Source organism: Arthrobacter agilis, from assembly GCF_002953615.1.
Lineage (GTDB): Bacteria > Actinomycetota > Actinomycetes > Actinomycetales > Micrococcaceae > Arthrobacter_D > Arthrobacter_D agilis_B.
The window spans coordinates 2,188,091-2,190,562 of the sequence record NZ_CP024915.1 but is presented as its reverse complement, the minus strand read 5'-3'; the positions used below and the strand labels follow the sequence as shown (position 1 = coordinate 2,190,562).

Genomic DNA, 2,472 nt, shown 5'->3' with positions numbered 1-2,472 from the left:
GCTGCTCGACATCGGCGAGGACGCCGGCATCCTCATGCCGAGCGGCTGCCGCATGGGCATCTGCCACAGCTGCCTCATCCCGCTGCGGTCCGGACAGGTCCGGGACCTCCGCACCGGCGAACTGCACAACGCCCCCGGCCAGCTCATCCAGACCTGCGTCTCGGCAGCCGCCGGGCCCGTGAACCTCGACCTTTAGTCCCCCCACCAGAGGAGTCCCCATGACCACCACGCTCACCCGCCCCGGCGCCCTTGCCGCCTCGGGCCACCCCCTGGTCCGCCCCGACGCCGCCAAGCACCTCTCCGACGAGCAGGTCGAGGCCCTCGGGCGCGAGCTCGACGCCGTCCGCGACGAGATCCTCGCCAAGCGCGGCGCGACCGACGCCGCCTACATCCGCCGCGTCATCAAGGTGCAGCGGAGCCTGGAGTTCGCGGGCCGCGGCGCCCTCCTGTTCAGCAAGTACAAGCCCGCCTGGTTCGCGGGTACGGCGATGCTGAGCATCGCCAAGATCCTCGAGAACATGGAGATCGGCCACAACGTGCTGCACGGCCAGTGGGACTGGATGCGCGATCCCGACATCCACTCGACCACCTGGGAGTGGGACTTCGTCACCCCGGCCCGATCCTGGCAGCACACCCACAACGACCTGCACCACCGGTGGACCAACGTCATCGGCAAGGACCGGGACATCGGATACAACCTCCTCCGCATGGACCCCGACCAGCCGTGGCGCCCCTTCAACCTCGGCAATCCCCTCTACAACGCCGTCCTGGCCCCGGTCTTCGAGTGGGGCATCGCCCTCTACGACCTGGAGATCCCCGAGTACAAGGAAGGCCTGAAGTCCAAGGAGGCCATGAACCGCGACCTCAAGGCCGTGGGCGTCAAGGTCCTCAAGCAGTTCTCCAAGGACTACGCCGCCACTCCCGCCGTCGCCATGCTGACCGGCTCCGGCAAGCAGGCCCTCTACGGAACGCTCGCCGCCAACGCCATCCGCAACTTCTGGGCCCACGCGATCATCTTCTGCGGCCACTTCCCCGACGGTACGGACACCTTCACCGAGGAGGAGGTCGACGGCGAGACGCGCGGCGACTGGTACGTCCGCCAGATGATCGGTTCGGCGAACATCTCCGGCTCCAAGTTCATGCACCTCATGTCGGGCAACCTGTCCCACCAGATCGAGCACCACTGCTTCCCCGACCTGCCGTCCAACCGGTACGCCGAGGTCGCGGTCAAGGTCCGCGAGATCTGCACGCGCTACGGCCTGCCCTACACCACCGGTCCCCTGCCCAAGCAGGTCGGTTCCACCTGGGCGAAGATCTTCCGGCTCGCCCTGCCCAACCGGAAGCCGAAGACCGCCACGGCCTAGGGCCGGACAGCGCCGTCGCCCCCGCATGGGGAGCGGCGGCGCTTTCCGCGGCTTCCGTGCCCGCCGGGCGTCCCGGGTGTCCCGGGTGTCGCCACCCGGACGACCGTCAGACCGGGACGTCCTCCGCGAGGAGCGCGTCCACCTGCCCGAGTGCCTCGCGAAGGCCCTCCTCCATGCCCATCTCGACCATCTGGGTGAGCTGCTCGACGGACCCGAATGCCGTGGTCATGGTCATGCGCGTGCGTCCGCCGAGATCCTCCAGCGTGACGGTGGCCGTCGTCTCACCCATGTCCGGCACGGGGTCGCCGTTCTCGTCCGCGAACCCGTCCACGAAGGTGATCAGGCGGGGAGGCTCGAGGGCCGTGATCCGCCACCACCCCCGCGCCTTCTCGCCGTCGGGCCCGGTCATGAAATAGGCGGCACGCCCGCCTTCCTCGAACTCGTAGGTGTCGAAGGTGGCCGGCCACGTCGGCGGTCCCCACCAGCGCTGCAGCTGCGCCGGATCAGCCCAGATCCGCCAGACGCGTTCGACGCCGGCGTCGAACTCGGCGACGAGGCGGAAGGTGAGCGCCTCGGTGTCCTTCTCGGTGCTGATGACGGTCATGATGCTGCCTTCCTAGTGCTCATCCTCGGCATCCTCGGCGAGGATGTCCGTGATCCGGTCGACGCGTCGCCGCCAGATCCTCTCGTAGTCGTCGAGCAGGCGCCGTGCGTTCTGCACGCCGTCCATCTCTCCCCGCACGATCTGCTCCCGTCCGCGTTTCTCCTTGGTGACGAGGGAGGCCCGCTCGAGGACGGCCACGTGTTTCTGCACTGCCGCGAAACTCATGTCGTACAGCTCGGCCAGGCCGGATACCGAATACTCGGCGACCAGGACGCGCGCCACGATGTCCCGCCGTGTCGCGTCGGCGAGCGCCCGGAACAGACGGTCCACCTCGTCCTCGCTGATGCTTCCTACAACCATGTGGTTGTACGTTACGCCCGGTCTCCCTGCAGGTCAAGGGTCGGCGGGATCCCTACGCGGGAACGTGCCCCGACGCCTTCCACCCGTCGCCGCCGCCCCCGGCGTGCAGCGGCGGGAGGCGGACCCCGCCGACGTGACACCCGT

General features: G+C 68.8%; 4 protein-coding genes. 2 read left to right on the top strand and 2 right to left on the bottom strand.

Annotated elements, in window-relative coordinates:
• Window positions 1-196: 2Fe-2S iron-sulfur cluster-binding protein (locus CVO76_RS10660; protein WP_208739218.1), on the top strand; the 196-nt coding region annotated here is incomplete at its 5' end.
• Window positions 197-218: 22 nt separating this feature from the next.
• A complete protein-coding gene (locus tag CVO76_RS10655) occupies window positions 219-1,364 on the top strand; it encodes a fatty acid desaturase family protein (protein WP_133080133.1) in 1,146 nt (381 codons plus the stop codon).
• A 106-nt stretch (window positions 1,365-1,470) separates the two neighbouring features.
• Here CVO76_RS10655 and CVO76_RS10650 read toward each other — a convergent pair whose 3' ends face one another.
• Together CVO76_RS10650 and CVO76_RS10645 are read right to left on the bottom strand one after the other, a co-directional pair.
• Complete coding sequence (locus CVO76_RS10650; protein WP_208739217.1) at window positions 1,471-1,968, bottom strand: SRPBCC family protein; 498 nt, start codon at window positions 1,966-1,968, stop codon at window positions 1,471-1,473.
• Between the two features lie 12 nt (window positions 1,969-1,980).
• Window positions 1,981-2,328, bottom strand: coding sequence for an ArsR/SmtB family transcription factor (locus tag CVO76_RS10645; RefSeq protein ID WP_133080131.1), 348 nt, complete (start codon window positions 2,326-2,328; stop codon window positions 1,981-1,983).
• Between the last annotated feature and the right edge of the window lie 144 nt (window positions 2,329-2,472).